We start from the raw sequence: 21,806 nt of genomic DNA, 5'->3' as shown, positions 1-21,806 counted from the left end.
ATAAGAGTAGGAATTAACCTTTAAGAAAAGCCTTTAATGCCGTAATTGCTTCATCAGCTTTATCTCCTTTGGAACCACCAGCCTGTGCCATATCAGGACGCCCACCACCACCCTGACCACCAAGAACAACCGAAATAACGCGCACTAAATCAACAGCATTCAACATATTCGTTAAATCATCAGTAACCCCAACAACAGCGCTCCCTTTACCATCTTCCGAAACACTAATAAAAGCAACTACTCCAGATTCAATTTGTTTTTTTCCGGAATCTACCAAAGTTTTAAGATCCCGCACTGCAATGTTTCTAAGAACACCTCCCATAAAAGAAATGCCATTAATAATTGTAATATTCTCTTTTCTACCCTGTAAAGCTCTACCATTCAGAACAACACTCTTACGTGTATCATTCAACTCTTTTTCAAGTTTACGACGATCATCAAACAAATTCCTTACACGTTCTTCTACATTAGCAGGAGAAGCTTTTAAAAAACTAGCAATTTCATAAATTCGCTTATCTTGCTTACTAAGATAGAGGCGTGCAGTTGTACCCGTTAAAGCTTCAATACGACGAACTCCAGAAGCTATAGAGCTTTCAGCAACTATATGAATCAAACCAATATCACCTGTTCTCTGTACATGAGTACCCCCACAAAGCTCAATTGACCAACGCTTTTTTAATTCTGTTGGTTCACATCTCTCTCCCATAGAAACAACGCGAACTTCATCGCCATATTTTTCACCAAATAATGCCATTGCCCCTTCAAAAATTGCATCATCCAGTGCCATAAGGTGAGTTGTTACCTTACTATTTCGCAACACAATATCATTTGCCAAATCTTCTACTCTTTTTAATTCTTCTGACGAAATTGACTTCGGATGAGAAAAATCAAAACGCAACCGATCAGGAGATACTAAAGACCCCTTTTGTGCAACATGAGGTCCTAATATACGACGCAAAGCTTCATGCAATAAATGGGTAGCAGAATGATTGGCACGAATTTTCCTACGACGCCCAGAATCAATGATAAGTTCTACACAATCAGATATCTTTGCTTGACCAGATTTAACTTTTCCAATGTGAATAAAAACACCCTCACCCCTTCTCTGGGTATCATGTACTTCAAAAACAAAAGACTCACTACAAATAACACCACTATCACCTATCTGCCCACCAGACTCAGCATAAAAAGGTGTTTGATTGACAACAAGCATAGCATCTTGTCCTGAAAAAACATGGTCAACAATTTTACCGTCACAAACAAGAGCCGTAATAACACCTTCAGCTTTTTCTGTCTCATAACCTAAAAATTCTGTAGTCCCTACCTGATCACGAATAGAAAACCAAACTGTTTCTGTCATTGATGCACCAGAACCAGACCAATTAGCACGATTTTCGGCTTTTTGAAGCTCCATTGCTTTTTCAAAAGCATCAATATCAACAGATATTCCACGACGTCGAAGAACATCTTGCGTCAAATCAATTGGAAAACCGTATGTATCATAAAGTTTAAAGGCAACCTCACCATCAAAATGATCACCTTCTTTAAGATCAGTGCTTGCCTCATTTAATAAACTAAGTCCTCGTTCAAGAGTTTTATGAAAACGGGTTTCTTCCAACTTTAAGATTTCTGAAATTAAGGATTCAGCACGCACTAATTCCGGATAAGCTTGCCCCATTTCGCGAATTAAAACAGGCAAAAGGTGCCCCATTAATGACTCTTTAGCACCAAGAAAATGAGCATGACGCATAGCACGACGCATAATACGACGCAAAACATACCCCCGACCTTCATTGGAAGGCAGAACACCATCAGAAATCAAAAATGCAGAAGAACGGAGATGATCAGCAATAACACGATGACTAGCAATAAACTCACCCGTTGCCTCTACTCCTGTTATCTCCTGTGAAGCGCGAATTAACTTACAAAAAAGATCAATATCATAATTATCATGAACACCTTGCAAAACAGCTGCAATGCGCTCTAATCCCATACCAGTATCAATAGAAGGACAAGGTAGTTCAATTCGCTCTTCTTTATTAACCTGCTCATATTGCATAAAAACAAGATTCCAAATTTCAATAAAGCGATCACCATTTTCATAAGCACTTCCCGGAGGTCCTCCAAAAATTTCATCACCATGATCATAAAAAATCTCTGAACAAGGACCACAGGGACCTATATCACCCATTGACCAAAAATTATCATTGGTTGCAATACGGATAATTTTTTCGTCCGGAAGTCCGGAAATTTTACGCCATAATTCAGCAGCAACATTATCAGTATGATAAACTGTAACCAACAATTTATCTTTCGAAAGACAAAACTCTTTGGTTAAAAGATTCCATGCAAAAAAAATTGCTTCTTCTTTAAAATAATCGCCAAAAGAAAAATTCCCAAGCATTTCAAAAAAAGTATGATGACGCGCTGTATAACCGACATTATCAAGATCATTATGCTTTCCGCCCGCACGAACACATTTTTGTGCTGTTGTTGCACGTTTATAAGGGTATTTTTCAAGTCCAGTAAAAACGTTTTTAAACTGAACCATTCCTGCATTTGTAAACATCAATGTAGGATCATTGCGTGGAACCAATGGACTTGAAGAAAGAATTTCATGTCCATTATGATGAAAATAATCCAGAAAAGTCGACCGGATACTATTAACGCTATTCATATTTACACCTGTAGAGTACAGTACAAAAACCGCAAAAACCAAATCACTGCCTAATGCAGCACTTCTATGCTACTTTTAGAGCTATTTAATCAAAATAGAAATATTTTCTCAGAAAAATAAAAAGCAAACGATTTTATATTTCAAAATTCTAACAAATAAAAATAGAATAAATTTTAAATAAGGAATCCTATTCAAACTAATATTGAATCAGATTGATTCATCGCCTTCTGCATTTTCTGATCCAGCATTTTCTAACAATTCAATTGCAATTAAACCAGCATTCTGGCGTAAAGCTGTTTCAATCTCAGCGGCTATCTCTGCATGTTCACGTAAAAACTGCTTTGCATTTTCGCGCCCTTGCCCTAAACGCTGAGAATTATAAGAGAACCATGAACCAGATTTTTCTACAAGACCAACTTTAACACCTAAATCTATCAATTCCCCTAATTTAGAAATGCCCTCACCATAAATAATATCAAATTCAACTTGTTTGAATGGAGGTGCCAATTTATTTTTTACAACTTTAACACGTGTCTGACTTCCAATCACCGTATCACGATCTTTAATAGCCCCAATGCGACGAATATCTAAACGAACAGAAGCATAAAACTTTAAAGCATTTCCACCTGTCGTTGTTTCAGGAGAACCAAACATCACACCAATTTTCATACGAATTTGATTGATAAAAATAACCATACAGTTAGAGCGAAAAATCGATGCTGTCAATTTTCGTAATGCTTGACTCATCAACCTAGCTTGTAATCCAGGTAAAGCATCTCCCATTTCACCATCAATTTCTGCACGTGGAGTCAAAGCTGCCACTGAATCAACAACAAGCACATCAACTGCACCAGAACGAACAAGTGTCTCTGTAATTTCCAATGCCTGTTCACCAGTATCTGGCTGAGAAATAAAGAGATTTTCTAAATCAACACCAAGTTTACGTGCATAAATAGGATCAAGAGCATGTTCTGCATCGATAAAAGCACAAATCCCACCATTTTTCTGTGCCTCAGCGATAGAATGAAGAGCTAGTGTTGTTTTCCCAGAACTTTCTGGTCCATAAATCTCAATAATACGCCCTTTTGGTAACCCACCTACCCCCAAAGCAATATCTAAAGATAACGAGCCAGTTGAAACCGTTTCAATTTCAACAACCTGCTCTTTCTGCCCAAGACGCATAATCGAGCCTTTACCAAACGAACGCTCAATCTGTGAAAGAGCAGCCTCTAGAGCTTTTGTTTTATCCACAACTATATCCTTAGTGAGTTATGACAAAATTCAACATATAATATATACTGTTCTCTACGCTTAATTAAAGCCTCGAATTTGGATGTTCACAGACTATTTCTTTTTATTCTTAGTGGACTCAACATTACCTGACACTCTCCACTAAAAAGAAATTATACATTTCCTTCTAATAATAGATAATATATTGCAAAAAAATATTGAAGATAGTAGTTTGTACAATAAATTTGTACACTGTTAATACCTCTTCTCGAAGTAAAGAAGACAACATCTTACTACATAAAGTAGTAATAAAATCTTTCAGTATAATCTAGATCTTCAATAAAATTATAATAATATGACTAAATACAAACCCCATCAAAGAAAAAATAATACACTCTTATTTTCTCTGAAATCTTATTTTTGATTAACTCGTTTTTGTCGTAACTTCTTCCACCACTCAAGACGCTTTGCAATTTCACGTTCAAAACCACGTTCTTGTGGCTGATAATAAATCTGATGCCCAAGTTTTTCAGGAAAATATTCTTGTCCTGAAAAAGCATCTTGTTCATCATGGTCATAACGATAACCATGCCCATATCCCTCTTCTTTCATAAATTTTGTAGGAGCATTAAGAATATGCTTAGGAGGAGATAAAGAACCGTTTTTGCGAGCACTACGCATTGCTGCCTTATAAGCAAGATAAGTTGCATTTGATTTTGGTGCAGTTGCAACATAAAGACATGCTTGCACAAGGGCTAATTCTCCCTCAGGTGATCCTAGATAACTATAGGCATCCTTTGCTGCATTACAAATCACAAGAGCTTGTGGATCTGCTAAACCAATATCTTCAATGGCTATACGAACCAACCTACGACCAACATATAAAGGATCTTCACCCGCATCAAACATACGCGCAAGATAATAAAGTGCAGCATCAGGATCAGAACCACGAACTGATTTATGCAATGCTGAAATAAGATTATAATGACTATCTCGTTTATTATAAATCGGAGCTCGACGCTGAATAACTGCTTGCAGAGTTTCAGTATTAAACACTTCTTCTGACCGTGCAACACGCCAGATCTCTTCCGCTAATGTTAAAGCTACTCGTGCATCACCATCAGACACCCTTATCAAAATTTCTCTAGCATGATCATCTAAAGGCAGTGATCTTCCCTCTGCTTTTTCAGCACGTTTCAAAAGTGTGTCCAAACTTTCATTATCATGTGAGCGAAAAGTTAAAACACGTGCACGTGAAAGAAGAGCAGCATTAAGTTCAAATGAAGGATTTTCGGTTGTTGCTCCTACAAGAATTATAGTTCCATCTTCCATAAAAGGTAGAAAACTATCCTGTTGAGCGCGATTAAAACGATGAATTTCATCGATAAATAATAACGTCTGATATCCAGACATCAAACGAGCTTGAGCTGCTTCAAAAATTTTCTTTAGTTCCGATATTCCAGTAAAAATAGCAGAAACTTGTTCAAAAACAAAATTTGTTTCAAGCGCCAACAAACGTGCTATCGTCGTTTTACCTGTGCCTGGCGGTCCCCAGAAAATCATGGAACTAAATGAACCAGATGCAACCATGAGCGAAAGAAAACCTTCCGTTCCAATTAAATGGTTTTGCCCTACAACTTCATTAAGAGAGCGGGGACGCATCCTTTCTGCAAGAGGACGATTTTGGTTAACACAAAAATCAAAAGATGAAGAAAAAAAGTCTTTATTCAAATAAAACCCTCAGCGAATCAATTGACGAATATGTACACCATTGCGCTCATATTCCAGTTCCCAAATATGTGAGTGATTTTGCATAAGAACTTTTTTCAGTTGACTCACAGTTTGAATTTTATGGCCATTAACAGTATGCAAAATATCTCCAGGACGAAAAATACCCGCAGCGTTACTTATTTGATCAACATTAGTAATTATCACACCTTTCGCAGTGACAGGAAGATGAAATCGTCGACTATTGTACTGTGTTAAATCTAGTACTTCAGCACCAGAAAGAGGGCTTTCTCCCATAATTTTTTCAGATTTTACAAAAACAGATTCTGGTGTTGATAGCACAGTTATTTTTGTTTTAAAAATTTTCCCATCCCGTAAATATTCTAAAATAAGGCTCTGCCCAATCCCAGTTGTCATCAAACGATATCCAAGGCTATCTGGATTCTCAATTCGCATACCTTGCACACTCAAAATAACATCACCCACTTTCAAACCAGCTTTCTCAGCAGGACTACCTTTGATAATCTCAACAATGAGAGCACCATAAGAATGTTCTAAACCCAAACCACCTGCAATATCAGGTGTAACACTTTGGAAAGAAGCCCCAATATAGGGTGGCACCAAAAACTTCCCACCACGCTTAACTGTATCAAGAACGACTTTAATAAGATTAGCTGGGATAGCAAAACCAATTCCTACAGAACCACCTGAACGCGAATAAATAGCCGTATTAATCCCGATTAATTGGCCTTTCATATCAATTAAAGCTCCACCAGAATTACCTGGATTAATAGCAGCATCTGTTTGAATAAAAAAATCAAAATCAGAAACACCTACACGGGTACGTGCTTGTGCTGAAACAATACCGCTTGTAACCGTCTGACCAACACCAAAAGGATTACCAATTGCTAGGACAAGATCTCCAACTTCCACTGCATCAGAATCCCCCAAAGGAAGAACAGGAAATTGAGAACCTTTCGAATTAATTTCAAGGACTGCAATATCAGTTGTTTCATCCTTTAGTATAACTGTACTTTCAAATTCCTGACCATCAGAAAAAGCAACTTTAATTTCGCTAGCATCCTTAATGACATGGTAACTAGTAACGATCAAACCACGTGTATCAACAATTACCCCAGATCCTAATGATGACTGAGTACGCAAAGATCGCTTACCTTGATAACGACCAAAAAATTGTTCAAAAAATGGATCTCCCTCAAAAGGCGAACGCACTCTAACTTTACGTGCTGCATAAATATTCACAACAGATGGAATAGTCTTTTTAACTAAAGGAGCAAATGAAAAAGTAATATCTGATTGTTTTTGTGGAATTTGAGCACTTGCATAACGGAACGATATTTGCGCCATAATCACAAAAAAAAACCCTATTAAAATGGAATATTTCATTATTAGCTCCTTCAAAAAAAAACCAAGGCTTAATTCTTTAATAAGATAAGAAGCTGTCCTGCTTACCTTGCAAATCGATGACCATAACTAAATAGTTGATGATTTAGGCACAAAAAACTTATCTAAACAACAAAAAATATAAAAATTAAACAACTCAACGAATATACATAACCTCTCTGCTTTCTATATAATTGAAAAATTAGCCCTATAATTTTAATAAAAAAACCGCCTTTAAAAGACGGCTTCTAAAAATCTAATAAGAAAAAGTGATCCTTTTATGAAGCATTCTCCCCTTTAATAACTGTCGCTTCCATATGCGCATGATCCACAGCACCTTTTGCTTTAACATCACGATCAACAAACTCTATAACAGCCATAGGAGCATTATCACCGGTACGAAAACCTGCTTTCATAATACGCAAATAACCACCTTTACGTGATACATAACGTACCGCTAGCGTATCAAACAATTTTGCAACATGCTTTGTATCACGAAGAGCTGAAATCGCTTGCCGACGTGCATGCAAATCTCCACGCTTACCAAGCGTAACTAACTTTTCAACAATAGGACGAATTTCCTTAGCTTTTGGAAGGGTCGTCACAATCTGCTCGTGCTCAATGAGCGAAGCGGCCATATTTGCGAACATTGCTTTACGATGACTAGCAGTCCGGTTCAGCCTGCGACCTGATTTACTGTGGCGCATAAGCCTTCTCCTTCAATTTTAATTTAATACTGATCTTCATAACGTTTAGCAAGATCATCAATGTTTTCAGGAGGCCATGCAGGAATTTCCATCCCAAGATGGAGTCCCATACACGCAAGAACTTCCTTAATTTCATTTAATGATTTTCGCCCAAAATTTGGTGTCCGAAGCATTTCAGCTTCCGTTTTTTGAATAAGATCACCAATATAAACAATATTATCATTTTTAAGACAATTTGCTGAACGCACTGAAAGTTCTAATTCATCTACCTTTTTGAGCAGTGCCGGATTAAAAGTAAGCTCAGAAGCCGGCTCTTCAATCAATTCTTTTTGTGGCTCTTCAAAGTTGACAAATACCAATAACTGATCCTGCAGAATACGCGCTGCAAAAGCAATCGCATCTTCACCGTTAACAGCACCATTAGTTTCAATTGTTAACGTCAATTTATCATAATCCAGAATCTGTCCTTCACGCGTATTCTCTACTTTATAAGATACTTTACGAACTGGTGAATAAAGGCTATCAACAGGAATAAGACCTATTGGTGCATCATCAACGCAATTTCGTTCAGATGGAACATAACCCTTTCCTGTATTGACGATAAGTTCCATGCGAACTTCCGCATCTTCATCCAGCGTGCAAATAACATGCTCCGGATTAAGGATTGCCATATCTCCAACCGTCTGTATATCCCCAGCTTTAACCACACCAGGCCCTTCTTTACAGAGAATAATTCGCTTAGGTCCCTCCTCTTCCATACGTATAGCAATCTCTTTGATATTCAAAATAATATCTGTAACATCTTCGCGAACACCCGGAATTGATGAGAATTCATGTAAAATACTATCAATTTGTACAGCAGTAACTGCAGCACCACGGAGTGATGATAATAATACACGACGCAATGCGTTTCCTAATGTCAAACCAAAACCACGCTCAAGAGGCTCCGCAACAACACTTACAATGTTGGGATCATTATGCGTATGAAATTCGACTTTACTGGGTTTAATTAATTCCTGCCAGTTTTTCTGGATCATATTCTTATTCCTGTTCTTTAGTTCCGCTACCATTCAATCGCAACGGCCAGTGTGAACATCGGAGAAATCTCCGACAACGAAAAACAATACCCAAATTAAATACGTCGCCTTTTTCGCGGACGACACCCATTATGAGGGATTGGCGTCACATCACGAATGGAAGTAATCAAGAAACCAACAGATTGCAACGCACGTAAAGCGGATTCACGACCTGCTCCAGGACCACAAACTTCAACTTCCAATGAACGCATACCATGCTCTTGTGCTTTTTTAGCACAATCCTCTGCAGCGACCTGTGCAGCAAAAGGTGTAGACTTACGTGATCCCTTAAACCCTTGAGCTCCCGCAGATGACCATGCAATCGTATTTCCCTGAGAATCAGTAATAGTAATCATCGTATTATTAAATGTTGAATTGATATGCACAACACCCGATGAAATATTCTTACGCTCGCGACGGCGAACACGTGTGGCTTCCTTGGCCATAGTTTTCCTTTCAACGATCTCTTCACTGCCGTAATATCAGCAGCTCCACCCTATTTGTTGTTGTTAATAAAGATTTAACAAAAACAAAATATCCAAAATAAAACCTTCACAATAAATAAAATATTTACTTCTTCTTACCAGCAATTGCTTTAGCAGGACCTTTACGTGTACGCGCATTTGTATGCGTACGCTGCCCACGAACAGGCAAAGAACGACGATGACGCAAACCACGATAACAACCAAGGTCCATCAAACGCTTCACACTCATTGCAACTTCCCGACGAAGATCCCCTTCAACTTGATAACCTTGATCTATTGTCTCACGAATCTGTAAAACTTCCGCATCTGAAAGCTCATGCACACGACGCTCTGGAGAAACGCCAACTTTCTCGACAATTTCCTGAGCAAATTTTTGTCCAATCCCGTGGATATATTGAAGCGCAATAATTACACGCTTATTTGTTGGGATATTGACGCCAGCAATACGGGCCACGCCTATTCTCCTTGAGTATGTTAAAGTTTACCATAAAATACTTGAAGCACTTTATAGAAAAAAATGGCTCCGGTTTAAATATACTCCGAACCCCGTTATTCCTACTGAAATGAATCAAAGCGATTTCTGATAGATTTCATTATAAAAGTCAACTCTTTTCGTTTATTTCTGAAAAACTCCCTCTAAAGAGTTTTTAATTGCACGCGATACATCAGAAAAATTAGCCATTCCATCAACCGTTTTTAGTAATCCAATATCCAAATAAAATTTTGATACAGGAGCTGTTTTTTCCCGATATTCAACTAATCGTTTTGCAAAAGCATCAGGATTATCATCTGAACGAACCTGTCCACCAGAAACAATCGTATCCTGTACACGCTTTTTCATACGCTCAATCAATGCATCTTCATCAACAACAAGTTCAATAACCGCATCAAGTTGTTCATTTTTTGATTTCAAAATTTGCTGTAATGCTTCTGCTTGTACCACAGTCCTCGGATATCCATCCAATATAAAACCATTTGCACAATCACTTTCACTAATGCGATCTGATACAATTTGATTAACAATATTATCAGAAACTAAAGAACCTGATTCCATAACCGCTTTAGCTATTTTACCAACTTCTGTTTCTTTCATAATAACTACACGCAACATATCACCTGTCGATAACTGAGGAATATTGTATTCCTCAGTGAGTATTTTAGCTTGCGTACCTTTACCCGCTCCAGGAGGACCTAAAAGAATCACTTTCATCGTTTTCTTCTACCCCCCCGGAGTTTTGATTTTTTAATCAATCCCTTGTATTGGTGTGCAACAAGACTCCCCTGGATTTGAGCAATTGTATCAAGTGTAACAGTGACAACGATGAGTAAAGATGTACCACCAAGATAAAAAGGAACATGCAACGTCGATATCATAAACTCAGGAAGTAAACAAATCAGAATAATATAAATAGCTCCAACAACAGTAATACGTGTTAAAACGTAATCAATATACTCAGCTGTGCGCTCACCAGGACGAATCCCTGGAATAAAACCAGAATGCCTTTTCAATTGCTCTGCTGTATCACTCGGATTGAACACAATAGCTGTATAGAAAAAGCAAAAAAATGCCATCAAAGCAGCATAAACAATCATATAAAGCGGCTGTCCATGACCAAGAAAAAAAGAAACAGCTTGAATCCATTGCGGCATTTTGTCAGAAAAATTATTAATGGTTGCAGGTAACAACAATAAAGATGAAGCAAAAATTGGTGGAATAACACCAGCAGTATTTAACTTCAAAGGAAAATGAGACATATCACCTTGAAACATTTGGTTTCCAACTTGACGCTTTGGATACTGAATAATAATTCTCCGTTGTGCACGCTCTACAAAAACAATAACTCCGATAACAGAAACAGCAATAACAAAAATTCCTATTAATAAAAAAGTTGATAAATCAGCCTGGCTATGAGCAGTTAAAAGTTGAGCAAAAGTAGAAGGAAAATTTGCCACAATACCCGCAAAAATAATGAGAGAAACTCCATTACCAACACCACGTGATGTAATCTGCTCACCAAGCCACATTAAAAATATTGTCCCGCCAACTAATGAAATAACTGCCGAAACACGAAACATTATACCTGGTTCTATAACAATCTGAAGGCCTGTTCCTATACCAGTTTCAAGCGCAACTGCAATACCAAAAGCCTGTAAAATTGCCAATATGACTGTCATATAACGAGTATATTGATTGATGATTTTACGACCTAACTCACCCTCTTTTTTGAGAGCTTCTAATGAAGGAATAATCGATGTTAGTAGCTGTACAATAATCGATGCTGATATATAAGGCATTATACCTAATGCAAAAATTGCCATACGCCCAACAGCACCCCCAGCAAACATATTAAAAAGCCCTAACACACCAGATGAATGATGTTCAAATGTTTGTCGTAAAACATCAATATTAATGCCAGGCAAAGAAATATAAGTACCAAAACGATATACAAGAAGTGCAGCTAGAGTAAACCAAATACGCTTTTTTAATTCAGTCGCACGCGAAAAAGCACCAAAATTCATATTGGAAACAAATTGTTCTGCAGCTGATGCCATAAATTTTCTCCAGTTTATATGCTAACTTTTCACTTAAATAAGCATAATCTTTAAAATTCATACCACCATATAGAAATTAATGAAAGGCTCAACATTCCTTGTGAATAATGAACTAAAAGGGTACATACTTCCCAACATTATTTATGTTATAATAATTACTAGGTAATTTCGCAAAGATTAACCTGACCACCAGCCTTTTCAATCTTTTTACGAGCCATTTCAGAAGCGCCAGAAACATTAAATATAATCCTAGCCTTTAAATCTCCATCGGAGAGAAGACGAACACCACCTTTTACACGACGAATAATACCAGCTTCTTTTAATGCAACAATATCAACTGATTTCCCAATATCTAATTTACCTGCATCAACTGCTAACTGAATACGACCTAATGAAACCTCATTGTAAATCTTAGAAAATAAGTTCTTAAATCCGCGCTTTGGTAGACGACGATAAATAGGCATCTGACCTCCTTCAAAACCATTAAGTGAAACGCCAGAGCGCGACTTCTGTCCTTTAACACCGCAACCACCAGTTTTACCAGTTCCAGAACCAATACCACGCCCAATACGTTTACGGCTCTTTGTTGCGCCTTCATGATCACGTAATTCATTGAGCTTCATTCTATATACTCCTGCAACTTTCAATTTTCATCTATAACTCGAACAAGATGCTGGATCTTAGCAATCATACCCCGCACACAAGGTGTATCTTCTAAAGTACGACGGCGATGCATTTTATTTAATCCAAGCCCCTTTAACGTTGCACGCTGAATCTGAGGCTTCCGAATCGGGCTTCTAATTTGCTCTATCGTCACAGTCCTGCTAATCTGAGATTTCTTCTGAACCATCTTTTAATTCCCTTTTCAAAAAACTCAGATACTATTCTTCCGAACCAATCAGATTTTTACGACGCGCCTGCAACACTGAATATTTAATGCCTCGCTGTGCCGCAATATCTTTAGGATGCACTTGGCGCTTTAATGCATCAAAAGCCGCACGCACCATATTATAGGGATTTGATGAACCTAATGATTTTGCAACAACATCTTGCATACCAAGTGTCTCAAAAATAGCACGCATCGGCCCACCTGCAATAATACCAGTACCAGCAGAAGCTGCACGCATCAAAACATAACCAGCTCCATGACGACCTTCAACATCATGATGCAATGTACGTCCAGATCGAAGTGGTATATAAATCATTGCACGTTTTGCAGACTCTGTAGCCTTACGAATTGCCTCAGGTACTTCACGTGCTTTACCATGACCAAAACCAACACGTCCTTTTTGATCTCCAACAACAACAAGAGCAGCAAAACCAAAACGCCGACCACCCTTCACAACTTTAGAAACACGATTAATATGAACAAGTTTATCAACAAATTCACTATCACGTTCATCCCGACGCTCATCGCGATCACTACGTTCTTTTTGTGCCATTCCTCATTCCTTTTTCTTTTCCGGAAGCACGCTAACAAAGTCTCAGCACAAAATCAAAGGAACTCACACAAAATATCCTAAAGATCTCTTTACTAAACTTTCTAAGCAACATATTTTAAAAGTTTAAACCACCCTCACGAGCAGCTTCGGCCAAAGCCTTTATTCTTCCATGATAAACATATGGTCCACGATCAAAAACAACTTCATTAACACCAATTTTTTTCGCACGCTCAGCAATTAACTTACCAACAACAAAAGCAGCTTCTTTATCAGAACCACTTTTTAAAGAGTTTTTCAAACCCTTTTCAAGAGTACACGCAGAAACAAGAGTATGTCCACGTGCATCATCGATAATCTGAGCATAAATATTCTGATTTGAGCGATAAACACTAAGCCGCGGACGACCTTTAGCAACCGCTTTAATTTGACAACGAACACGTTGGGCTCTACGTTGGAGAATTCCCTTAGGAGAAACCATGTTACGAAATCCTTATTTCTTTTTACCTTCTTTACGAACAATATGCTCATCTGCATACTTGACACCTTTACCTTTATAAGGCTCAGGTACACGATATTCGCGAATCTCTGCCGCTACTTGTCCAACTTTCTGTTTATCAATTCCGGAGACAACAATTTCTGTTGGCTTAGGAACTGTTACAGTAACATCAGACGGCACTTTATAAATAACATCATGAGAAAAACCTAATGATAATTGAATATCCTTACCCTGCAAAGAAGCACGATAACCAACACCATTAATTTCAAGCCTCTTTTCAAAACCATCTTTTACACCACAAAAAATATTTTCAATCATTGAGCGAGACATACCCCATTTAGAGCGAGCATCCTTTGATTGATCACGCGGTTCTACTGATACAACATTTCCATCAAGCTTAACCAAAACTTCATCATTAACGACATAGCTCAGTTCACCTTTCGGACCTTTTGCCTTAACCAACTGACCATCAACAGTAGCGGTAATCCCAGAAGGAACCGGAATGGGTTTTTTTCCAATACGAGACATTGTTCTAACCTGTTTTTCTTCCGTTTTTTAAAATTAATCAGAAAATACGACAGAGAAGCTCTCCACCAACATTTTGTTGACGCGCCTCATGATCCGCCATCACTCCATTGGGAGTTGACAAAATTGAAATACCAAGACCATTCGCCACCGGAGGAATAGCTTTAGCAGAAACATACACACGACGACCTGGTTTTGAAACACGTGAAATTTCACGAATAACAGCTGAACCTTCAAAATATTTTAGCTCAATTTCAATCGAAGATTTCCCATTACCGGAATCAATCTGATTATACCCACGAATATAACCTTCTGATTGAAGAACATCAAGAACCCGTGTGCGAAGCTTAGATGTAGGAGTGACGACCTTTCCCTTTTTACGGGCAAGTGCATTACGAATACGGGTCAACATATCACCAAGAGGATCTGACATAGACATCTAATAATCTCCTCTTACCAGCTAGACTTAACAATTCCGGGAATATATCCCAAAGATCCAAGATCACGTAATGCAATTCGTGACATCTTTAATTTACGATAATAAGCACGTGGACGACCCGAAATTTCACAACGATTACGAACACGAACTTTCGCAGAATTACGAGGTAATCCTGCCAACTGGATAGAAGCCTTAAAGCGCTCTTCAAGTAAAATTTCTTGATTCATCACTATCGCTTTTAAACGCGCACGACGTGCAGCATAACGCTTCACCATCCTTTCACGACGCTTATTTTTTTCAACAGCACTCACTTTGGCCATAATTTCACCTCGCTATATTTGCCGTTACGAACGGAACGGAAAATTAAAAGCACGTAATAACTCACGGGCCTCATCATCCGTTTTCGCTGTCGTACAAACAATAATATCCATACCCCAAATCTGATCAACCTTATCATAATTAATTTCTGGAAACACAATATGCTCTTTAATACCCATAGCGAAATTGCCACGACTATCAAAACTTTTTGGATTTAAACCACGAAAGTCACGAACCCGGGGAAGTGCAATTGTAATAAGGCGATCCAAAAATTCAAACATACGATCTTTACGTAATGTTACCTTAGCTCCAAGTGGCATTCCCTCACGCACCTTAAAGGTTGCAATAGAATTACGTGCACAGGTAACAACAGCTTTTTGACCTGTTATCAATGCCAAATCTCCAGCTGCAATAGATGTTTTTTTTGAATCAGCCGTCGCCTCACCAATACCCATATTAATTACAATCTTATCAACACGGGGAATTTGCATTTCATTTTTATAATTAAACTTTTCTTGAAGTACTTTACGAACCACTTCAAAATAATGCGTCTTCATACGGGGCTTTTGTTTTTTCTCAGCCATTAATTAATTCTCCCGAACGCTTGGCAAAACGAACTTTATCACCATCCGCATTCAAACGAAAGCCTACACGCGTAGGCTTACCATCCTTAGGATCAGAAATCGCCAAATTAGATAAATGAATGGGAGCTTCCTTAGAAATAATCCCAGCTTCTTGTTTCTGTGTTTGACGTTGATGACGCTTAACCATATTAAGCCCGAGAACAAGAGCATTATTTTCCTTTGGATTCACCTTAATGACTTCACCCTTACATCCTTTGTCCTTACCAGACAATACAATCACTTTATCACCTTTTCGAATCTTCTGCATGATATTTACTCCTTACAATACTTCAGGAGCAAGAGAAATTATCTTCATATGATTTTTACCACGAAGCTCACGGGGAACCGGCCCAAAAATACGCGTACCAATCGGCTCTTTCTTATTATCAACTAAAACAGCAGCATTCCTATCAAAACGAATTACACTACCATCCACGCGACGAATATCTTTGGCAGTACGAACCACTACAGCTTTCATCACATCTCCTTTTTTTACACGGCCACGAGGAATAGCGTCCTTAACCGAAACAACAATAATGTCACCGACCAAAGCATATTTCCGCTTTGAACCACCTAACACTTTGATGCACATGACACGACGTGCACCAGAATTATCTGCAACATCGAGGTTTGTTTGCATCTGAATCATGAATGGCCACCTTTTCTTAAACACTCACTCTCCGGATGAGCCTTTGACACACCCGAATTCGCCTGCCAAATAACAATAAAGCTCCTGTTCAAAATTCACCCATGGAAAAAACCAATATTAAATTTTAAAACAACTCGCCTAGCTAACTACGCCACACTACTGTCTTTAACAACAATCCAACGTTTATCTTTCGAAATTGGCTTAGATTCCTGAATAAAAATCTGTTCTCCAATTTTGAACTGATTATTTTCGTCATGTGCTTTATACTTTTTAGATTGCCGAACCGTCTTTTGGAGCAACGGATGAGAATAACGGCGCTCTACTTTGACAACTACAGTCTTATCACTCTTGTCGCTAACGACAACACCTTGCAAAATGCGTTTAGGCATCTCTTACTTCCTTAAGCCTTGTTTTCGTCGATTTTTTGACGAAGAAACGTTTTAATACGTGCAATGTTACGACGCACTTGTTTAACACGTGCAGTCTTTTCTAACTGGCCTGTTGCTTTCTGAAAACGCAGATTAAACTGCTCTTTTTTTAATTTGGCCAATTCATTTTTCATTTGGTCGAGCGTTTGCGCTCTTAATTCTGCAGCTTTCATCGCTTAACCTCTTTTATTCAGCAATACGCTGTACGAAACGAGTCTTAATGGGGAGTTTTGCTGCACCTAATCTAAGTGCTTCGCGCGCTACATCTTCAGAAACCCCATCAAGTTCAAACATAACACGCCCAGGCGCAACACGCGCCGCCCAATAATCAACACTTCCCTTACCTTTACCCATACGAACTTCAGTTGGCTTAGACGTAACAGGCACATCTGGAAAAATACGAATCCACACACGACCAGAGCGCTTCATATAACGTGTAATTGCACGACGCGCTGCCTCAATTTGACGGGCAGTAATACGCTCTGGTTCAACAGCTTTCAGACCGTAAGCACCGAAATTCAAACCCGTACCCCCCTTCGAATAACCGTGAATACGGCCCTTAAATTGTTTACGGAACTTTGTGCGCTTTGGCTGCAACATTGCTCTCTACTCCAAATTTCTGATTCAACCACAAAAATTAAACATTTTCACGGCGACGATTCAATGAAGAACCCGAACGATCACCTTCCGTAGCACGACGCTCCGAAGCCATCGGATCATGTTCAAGAATTTCACCTTTAAATACCCAAACTTTAACACCACAAATGCCATAGGCAGTTTTAGCTTCTGCTGTACCGTAATCAACATCAGCCCGTAACGTATGAAGTGGAACACGACCTTCACGATACCATTCCATACGAGCAATTTCAGCTCCTCCAAGACGACCAGAGCAATTAATACGAATCCCCTCAGCTCCAAGACGCATAGCTGATTGAACAGCACGCTTCATTGCACGTCGAAAAGCAACACGACGCTCAAGCTGCTGAGCAATGGATTGAGCAATAATTGTAGAATCAATCTCTGGCTTACGAATTTCAATAATATTCAGTGAAGTTTCAGCATTGGTCATCTCTGAAAGCTTACGACGTAACTTCTCAATATCAGCACCTTTTTTACCAATAATAAGACCAGGACGCGCCGAATGAATTGTTATACGACACTTTTTATGAGGACGTTCAATAACAACCTTAGAAATAGCCGCTTGCTTTAATTCTTCAATTACATACAAACGAATTTTTAAATCTTCATGAAGAAGACGCCCATATTCATCACTATCAGCATACCACCGTGAATCCCAGGTCCGATTAACTCCAAGGCGAAGTCCTATTGGATTGATCTTCTGTCCCATTACGCGACCTCTCCTTTTTCGACAACCTCACGAACAATAATAGTAAGATGGGAAAATGGACGCTTCACTCGACTAGCACGACCCCGCCCTCGAACATGAAAACGCTTCATTACAATAGATTTACCAACATACGCTTCTGCAACAATCAAGGAATCAATATCAAGATCATGATTATTCTCTGCATTAGCAATCGCCGATTCAAGAGTGCTTTTAACCGCTCCAGCAATACGCTTACGCGAAAATGTCAAATCAGCCAATGCCATATTAACTTTTTTACCACGAATCATTGCAGCAACCAAATTAAGCTTCTGTGGACTTACACGAATTGTTCGGGCGACAGCCTTCGCCTCAATATCTTTAAGTTGGCGTGGAGCCTTAGCTTTGCCCATTCCTACTTCCTTTTCGCTTTTTTATCTGCACCATGCCCATAATAGGTTCGGGTGGGAGCGAATTCACCAAATTTATGCCCGACCATTTCTTCAGAAACAGAAACAGGAATATGTTTATTGCCGTTGTAAACACCAAAAGTCAAGCCAACAAATTGTGGCAAAATAGTAGAACGACGACTCCATATTTTAATAACCTCATTACGTCCACTTGCACGAACTTTTTCTGCTTTCTTAAGAAGATAGCCGTCAATAAACGGACCTTTCCAAACTGAACGAACCACTTTAGACTACCTTTCTATTTCTTACGCTGATGACGCGAACGCATAATAAACTTATTAGTGGCTCTATTGGAACGTGTACGCTTACCTTTTGTAGGCTTACCCCAAGGAGACACCGGATGACGACCACCTGATGTACGGCCTTCACCCCCACCATGCGGGTGATCAACTGGATTCATAGCAACTCCACGAACATGTGGACGCTTACCACGCCAACGCGATCGACCAGCTTTACCATCACTAATATTCACATGATCAGGATTTGAAACAGCACCAACCGTTGCAAAACAATTACCTGAAATCAAACGTTGCTCACCAGAATTAAGACGAAGAATAGCCATCCCTTCATCTCGCCCAACTAACTGCGCATAAGTTCCTGCTGAACGCGCAATTTGACCACCTTTTCCAGGTTTCATTTCAACATTATGAATAATAGTACCAATAGGCATATTACTAAGAGGCATTGCATTGCCTAGCTTAACGTCAACATTTAAACCAGCAATAACAGAGTCACCAACATCAAGACGCTGTGGTGCAAGAATATAACTCAATTGCCCATCTTCATAACGAATCAAAGCAATAAAAGCCGTACGGTTTGGATCATATTCCAAACGCTCAACTTTTGCAAACATATCACGCTTGATACGCTTAAAATCAACAAACCTATAACTACGTTTATGACCACCACCTTGAAAACGAGCAGTAATTCTACCACAATTATTGCGTCCACCCTTTGACGATAAACCCTCTGTTAGCCTTTTTATAGGCTTACCTTTATAAAGACCAGAACGATCTACAATAACAAGCTGACGCTGTCCGGGCGTAGTCGAATTAAAGTGCTTAAGTGCCATTATTCCTATCTCCGAACCTCTTATAAACCTGTTGAAAGGTCGATTGATTGACCCTCAACAAGTGTAACAATCGCTTTTTTGACATCACTCTGCCGACCAACAATGCCTTTGAAACGCTTCATCTTACCTTTACGGATTATTGTATTTACTGTTTTAACTTTTACACTAAAAAGCGCTTCAACAGCAGCTTTAATTTCAGATTTTGTCGCTTTCTGTGCAACATTAAAAACAACTTGACCATACTCAGAAAGCATAGTCGATTTCTCAGTAACCACTGGACTTAAAATTATATCATAATGGCGAAGGTCCATCATTTGAAACGCTCCTCAAGGGCCTCAACAGCTTCTTTTGATAAAACAAGCTTGCCGCGACGCAAAATATCATAAACATTAATCCCCTGAACCGGTAAAACATCAATATTAGGAATATTAGATGCTGCACGAAAAAAATTCACATCGATTTCTTTCCCACCAATTAACAAAGCATTATTGAAACCAAGTTTAGAAAAATTCGCATTCAACACTTTTGTTTTTGCATCTCGAATATTAAGCTCATCAACCACAATCAAATCATCTGCTTTTAATTTAGCTGATAAAGCTAAACGCAATCCAAGAGCACGAACCTTTTTAGGAAGACCATGCGCGTGACTCCGCATCACCGGACCATGTGCTTTACCACCACCTCGGAATTGTGGTGCTCGAGCAGAAGAATGCCGAGCACGCCCAGTTCCTTTTTGTTTAAACATTTTTGCCCCTGTCCGCGATACATCAGATCGACCCTGAGACTGATGTGTTCCTTTTTGACGACGTGTAAGCTGCCAACGAACAACACGTTGTAAAATATCCTCACGAGGAATAAGACCAAAAACACTTTCAGAAACCTTTACTTTACCGGCTTCTTTACCATCAAGGGTTTTTATCATAAGATCCATTACTCAGCTCCCTCAGCTTCAGAAACTTCCGTCATTAAGGGAATTGCTTCCGTTTTTTCTTTAACAAGCTGGCGAATACCAGCAGGTTTTGGCGCATTATCAGGAAGACGCTTCTTTACAGCATCTCGCACTAAAATCCAAGACCCTTTAGAACCAGAAACAGAACCACGCACTAAAATTAAACCACGATCAACATCCGTAGAAATAACTTCAACATTCTGAGTTGTTACACGCACCTGCCCCATGTGACCAGCCATTTTCTTACCTTTAAACACTTTCCCTGGATCCTGACATTGACCTGTCGAACCATGAGCACGATGTGTAATCGAATTACCATGTGAAGCACGATGACCACCAAAATTATGCCGCTTCATAACACCAGCAAAACCCTTACCAATACTTGTACCCGTTACATCAACTCTTTGACCTGGCACAAAATGTTCCACTGTAATTTCAGTACCAACATCAAGCAGATTATCAGGACTAACACGAAATTCTGCTATTTTAGCTTTTGGTTCAACTGCAGCTTTAGCAAAATGACCACGAAGAGCTCGCGACGTATTTTTGACCTTAGCAAGTCCCACACCTAATTGAACAGCAGTATAACCATTCTTTTCAACTGTACGCTGAGCAACAACCTGACACTTATCTAAACGAAGCACGGTCACCGGCACATGCTCACCAGCATCATTATAAATACGGGTCATACCTAACTTCTGTGCTATTACACCTGAACGCATTGGGTTTGTTCCTTCTGTCTTCAAACCTCAGAGCTTGATTTCAACATCCACACCAGCAGAAAGATCAAGCTTCATGAGTGCATCTACCGTTTGTGGTGTCGGATCAACAATATCAAGAAGACGCTTATGTGTACGCATTTCAAACTGTTCACGACTCTTCTTATCGATGTGTGGCCCACGATTAACCGTAAATTTCTCAATCCGTGTTGGAAGCGGAATAGGACCACGGACATTAGCACCAGTGCGCTTAGCAGTTGAAACAATCTCACGCGTTGATGCATCAAGAATCCGATGATCAAATGCCTTTAAGCGAATACGGATATTCTGGCCATTCATGCTCTTTATTTCCCTATCATACGAAATGTCTTCAACAATCAAAAACATTTCTCAACGATTATTTCATTTATTCAATGATTTTAGATACGATACCAGCCCCAACGGTACGGCCACCTTCTCGAATTGCAAAACGGAGCTTCTCCTCCATTGCAA

32 protein-coding genes are annotated in these 21,806 nt (G+C 39.0%); all 32 read right to left on the bottom strand.

The window, feature by feature from the left end:
• Nucleotides 1-13 precede the first annotated feature (13 nt).
• Nucleotides 14-2,677, bottom strand: a complete 2,664-nt coding sequence (gene alaS / locus T420_RS0105465) for an alanine--tRNA ligase (RefSeq protein WP_013545223.1) — start codon at nucleotides 2,675-2,677, stop codon at nucleotides 14-16.
• Nucleotides 2,678-2,884: 207 nt separating this feature from the next.
• Nucleotides 2,885-3,928: a recombinase RecA gene (gene recA / locus T420_RS0105460; protein WP_026501210.1), complete on the bottom strand. Its 1,044-nt coding sequence runs from the start codon at nucleotides 3,926-3,928 to the stop codon at nucleotides 2,885-2,887.
• A gap of 393 nt (nucleotides 3,929-4,321) precedes the next feature.
• Nucleotides 4,322-5,638, bottom strand: coding sequence for a replication-associated recombination protein A (locus T420_RS0105455; protein WP_013545225.1), 1,317 nt, complete (start codon nucleotides 5,636-5,638; stop codon nucleotides 4,322-4,324).
• Between the two features lie 9 nt (nucleotides 5,639-5,647).
• Nucleotides 5,648-7,042 carry a DegQ family serine endoprotease gene (locus T420_RS0105450; protein ID WP_013545226.1) on the bottom strand — a complete coding sequence of 465 codons (1,395 nt, stop codon included), beginning with the start codon at nucleotides 7,040-7,042 and terminating at the stop codon, nucleotides 5,648-5,650.
• Between the two features lie 275 nt (nucleotides 7,043-7,317).
• A complete protein-coding gene (gene rplQ / locus T420_RS0105445; RefSeq protein ID WP_013545227.1) occupies nucleotides 7,318-7,746 on the bottom strand; it encodes a 50S ribosomal protein L17 in 429 nt (142 codons plus the stop codon).
• Between the two features lie 23 nt (nucleotides 7,747-7,769).
• A complete protein-coding gene (locus T420_RS0105440) occupies nucleotides 7,770-8,783 on the bottom strand; it encodes a DNA-directed RNA polymerase subunit alpha (RefSeq protein ID WP_013545228.1) in 1,014 nt (337 codons plus the stop codon).
• Nucleotides 8,784-8,878: 95 nt separating this feature from the next.
• Complete coding sequence (gene rpsK, locus T420_RS0105435; protein ID WP_013545229.1) at nucleotides 8,879-9,268, bottom strand: 30S ribosomal protein S11; 390 nt, start codon at nucleotides 9,266-9,268, stop codon at nucleotides 8,879-8,881.
• Nucleotides 9,269-9,392: 124 nt separating this feature from the next.
• Nucleotides 9,393-9,761: a 30S ribosomal protein S13 gene (gene rpsM, locus T420_RS0105430; protein WP_013545230.1), complete on the bottom strand. Its 369-nt coding sequence runs from the start codon at nucleotides 9,759-9,761 to the stop codon at nucleotides 9,393-9,395.
• A 162-nt stretch (nucleotides 9,762-9,923) separates the two neighbouring features.
• Nucleotides 9,924-10,517 carry an adenylate kinase gene (locus tag T420_RS0105425; protein WP_013545231.1) on the bottom strand — a complete coding sequence of 198 codons (594 nt, stop codon included), beginning with the start codon at nucleotides 10,515-10,517 and terminating at the stop codon, nucleotides 9,924-9,926.
• Entirely contained in the window at nucleotides 10,514-11,860 is a 1,347-nt protein-coding gene (gene secY / locus T420_RS0105420) for a preprotein translocase subunit SecY (protein WP_013545232.1), read from the bottom strand. The genes T420_RS0105425 and secY overlap by 4 nt, the downstream gene beginning before the upstream one ends.
• A 158-nt stretch (nucleotides 11,861-12,018) precedes the next feature.
• On the bottom strand, nucleotides 12,019-12,483 hold the full coding sequence (rplO, locus tag T420_RS0105415; protein ID WP_013545233.1) for a 50S ribosomal protein L15: 465 nt from the start codon (nucleotides 12,481-12,483) through the stop codon (nucleotides 12,019-12,021).
• Between the two features lie 20 nt (nucleotides 12,484-12,503).
• On the bottom strand, nucleotides 12,504-12,710 hold the full coding sequence (rpmD, locus tag T420_RS0105410) for a 50S ribosomal protein L30 (RefSeq protein ID WP_013545234.1): 207 nt from the start codon (nucleotides 12,708-12,710) through the stop codon (nucleotides 12,504-12,506).
• Nucleotides 12,711-12,741: 31 nt separating this feature from the next.
• Nucleotides 12,742-13,302 (bottom strand): 30S ribosomal protein S5, encoded by a 561-nt coding sequence (gene rpsE / locus T420_RS0105405; RefSeq protein WP_013545235.1) that lies wholly within the window; start codon nucleotides 13,300-13,302, stop codon nucleotides 12,742-12,744.
• 115 nt (nucleotides 13,303-13,417) lie between these two features.
• Nucleotides 13,418-13,780, bottom strand: a complete 363-nt coding sequence (rplR, locus tag T420_RS0105400; protein ID WP_013545236.1) for a 50S ribosomal protein L18 — start codon at nucleotides 13,778-13,780, stop codon at nucleotides 13,418-13,420.
• A 12-nt stretch (nucleotides 13,781-13,792) separates the two neighbouring features.
• Nucleotides 13,793-14,326, bottom strand: a complete 534-nt coding sequence (gene rplF / locus T420_RS0105395; protein ID WP_013545237.1) for a 50S ribosomal protein L6 — start codon at nucleotides 14,324-14,326, stop codon at nucleotides 13,793-13,795.
• A gap of 37 nt (nucleotides 14,327-14,363) precedes the next feature.
• Entirely contained in the window at nucleotides 14,364-14,762 is a 399-nt protein-coding gene (gene rpsH, locus T420_RS0105390) for a 30S ribosomal protein S8 (RefSeq protein ID WP_013545238.1), read from the bottom strand.
• 14 nt (nucleotides 14,763-14,776) lie between these two features.
• Nucleotides 14,777-15,082 carry a 30S ribosomal protein S14 gene (rpsN, locus tag T420_RS0105385; protein ID WP_013545239.1) on the bottom strand — a complete coding sequence of 102 codons (306 nt, stop codon included), beginning with the start codon at nucleotides 15,080-15,082 and terminating at the stop codon, nucleotides 14,777-14,779.
• 24 nt (nucleotides 15,083-15,106) lie between these two features.
• Nucleotides 15,107-15,664 (bottom strand): 50S ribosomal protein L5, encoded by a 558-nt coding sequence (gene rplE / locus T420_RS0105380; protein WP_013545240.1) that lies wholly within the window; start codon nucleotides 15,662-15,664, stop codon nucleotides 15,107-15,109.
• Complete coding sequence (gene rplX, locus T420_RS0105375; RefSeq protein WP_013545241.1) at nucleotides 15,657-15,971, bottom strand: 50S ribosomal protein L24; 315 nt, start codon at nucleotides 15,969-15,971, stop codon at nucleotides 15,657-15,659. The genes rplE and rplX overlap by 8 nt, the downstream gene beginning before the upstream one ends.
• Before the next feature lie 12 nt (nucleotides 15,972-15,983).
• Nucleotides 15,984-16,352 (bottom strand): 50S ribosomal protein L14, encoded by a 369-nt coding sequence (gene rplN, locus T420_RS0105370; protein WP_013545242.1) that lies wholly within the window; start codon nucleotides 16,350-16,352, stop codon nucleotides 15,984-15,986.
• A 146-nt stretch (nucleotides 16,353-16,498) separates the two neighbouring features.
• Nucleotides 16,499-16,741 carry a 30S ribosomal protein S17 gene (gene rpsQ / locus T420_RS0105365; protein WP_013545243.1) on the bottom strand — a complete coding sequence of 81 codons (243 nt, stop codon included), beginning with the start codon at nucleotides 16,739-16,741 and terminating at the stop codon, nucleotides 16,499-16,501.
• An 11-nt stretch (nucleotides 16,742-16,752) separates the two neighbouring features.
• Nucleotides 16,753-16,953 carry a 50S ribosomal protein L29 gene (gene rpmC, locus T420_RS0105360; RefSeq protein WP_013545244.1) on the bottom strand — a complete coding sequence of 67 codons (201 nt, stop codon included), beginning with the start codon at nucleotides 16,951-16,953 and terminating at the stop codon, nucleotides 16,753-16,755.
• Between the two features lie 13 nt (nucleotides 16,954-16,966).
• A complete protein-coding gene (gene rplP / locus T420_RS0105355) occupies nucleotides 16,967-17,380 on the bottom strand; it encodes a 50S ribosomal protein L16 (RefSeq protein WP_013545245.1) in 414 nt (137 codons plus the stop codon).
• Between the two features lie 37 nt (nucleotides 17,381-17,417).
• Entirely contained in the window at nucleotides 17,418-18,128 is a 711-nt protein-coding gene (gene rpsC / locus T420_RS0105350; RefSeq protein ID WP_013545246.1) for a 30S ribosomal protein S3, read from the bottom strand.
• Nucleotides 18,128-18,517, bottom strand: coding sequence for a 50S ribosomal protein L22 (gene rplV / locus T420_RS0105345; protein ID WP_013545247.1), 390 nt, complete (start codon nucleotides 18,515-18,517; stop codon nucleotides 18,128-18,130). The genes rpsC and rplV overlap by 1 nt, the downstream gene beginning before the upstream one ends.
• A gap of 2 nt (nucleotides 18,518-18,519) precedes the next feature.
• Nucleotides 18,520-18,798: a 30S ribosomal protein S19 gene (rpsS, locus tag T420_RS0105340; RefSeq protein WP_013545248.1), complete on the bottom strand. Its 279-nt coding sequence runs from the start codon at nucleotides 18,796-18,798 to the stop codon at nucleotides 18,520-18,522.
• 14 nt (nucleotides 18,799-18,812) lie between these two features.
• Entirely contained in the window at nucleotides 18,813-19,646 is an 834-nt protein-coding gene (gene rplB, locus T420_RS0105335) for a 50S ribosomal protein L2 (RefSeq protein WP_013545249.1), read from the bottom strand.
• A gap of 20 nt (nucleotides 19,647-19,666) precedes the next feature.
• Nucleotides 19,667-19,960, bottom strand: a complete 294-nt coding sequence (locus T420_RS0105330) for a 50S ribosomal protein L23 (protein WP_026501209.1) — start codon at nucleotides 19,958-19,960, stop codon at nucleotides 19,667-19,669.
• Nucleotides 19,957-20,577, bottom strand: coding sequence for a 50S ribosomal protein L4 (rplD, locus tag T420_RS0105325; protein WP_013545251.1), 621 nt, complete (start codon nucleotides 20,575-20,577; stop codon nucleotides 19,957-19,959). Before rplD ends, T420_RS0105330 begins: the two co-directional genes overlap by 4 nt.
• Nucleotides 20,577-21,317, bottom strand: a complete 741-nt coding sequence (rplC, locus tag T420_RS0105320) for a 50S ribosomal protein L3 (protein ID WP_013545252.1) — start codon at nucleotides 21,315-21,317, stop codon at nucleotides 20,577-20,579. The genes rplD and rplC overlap by 1 nt, the downstream gene beginning before the upstream one ends.
• Nucleotides 21,318-21,344: 27 nt before the next feature.
• Nucleotides 21,345-21,653 carry a 30S ribosomal protein S10 gene (gene rpsJ, locus T420_RS0105315; RefSeq protein ID WP_007477064.1) on the bottom strand — a complete coding sequence of 103 codons (309 nt, stop codon included), beginning with the start codon at nucleotides 21,651-21,653 and terminating at the stop codon, nucleotides 21,345-21,347.
• Between the two features lie 67 nt (nucleotides 21,654-21,720).
• The coding region (locus T420_RS07235; RefSeq protein ID WP_483416251.1) for an EF-Tu C-terminal domain-related protein at nucleotides 21,721-21,806 on the bottom strand (86 nt) is incomplete at its 5' end.

The organism is Bartonella clarridgeiae ATCC 51734, from assembly GCF_000518185.1.
Classification (GTDB): domain Bacteria; phylum Pseudomonadota; class Alphaproteobacteria; order Rhizobiales; family Rhizobiaceae; genus Bartonella; species Bartonella clarridgeiae.
The sequence above is the reverse complement of the archived record's forward strand: the minus strand, read 5'-3'. Positions and strand labels throughout refer to the sequence as shown.